We start from the raw sequence: 360 nt of genomic DNA, 5'->3' as shown, positions 1-360 counted from the left end.
TTTTTCCTCTATTAGCTAAACAAGTTAATAATTAGTGATAATCTCGACCAGATCGCTCGAAAATAAATCTATAAACGAATCTAAAGGCTATCAAGAATTGACTATAAAAAGAAATATGGGTAAAAGTAAAAAGTATGTTCGATAAAAAAATTTTTAAGATATTTAGTTACGTTGTTTTATCAATACTTGGTTTTGTAATTGTTGTATCAGTAGGAAACTATATTAAGATAGTTAATTCTGAAGCATACTCTTTAGCTAAACCATATATTATCAATAACCAAGAATTAATCGACAGAATTGGAGAAGTTGAAAGTTTTGGTAAATTTCCCTCAGGCAGTATTGGCTATAAAAATGGAAAAA

1 protein-coding gene is annotated in these 360 nt (G+C 27.2%); it reads left to right on the top strand.

The features are described from left to right. Positions 1 to 134 precede the first annotated feature (134 nt). Positions 135 to 360: hypothetical protein (locus DZ60_RS23850; RefSeq protein ID WP_034230580.1), on the top strand; the 226-nt coding region annotated here is incomplete at its 3' end.

The organism is Aquimarina pacifica, from assembly GCF_000520955.1.
Lineage (GTDB): Bacteria > Bacteroidota > Bacteroidia > Flavobacteriales > Flavobacteriaceae > Aquimarina > Aquimarina pacifica.
Note: the sequence above shows the minus strand (reverse complement) of the source record. Positions and strands in the feature narration are given on the sequence as shown.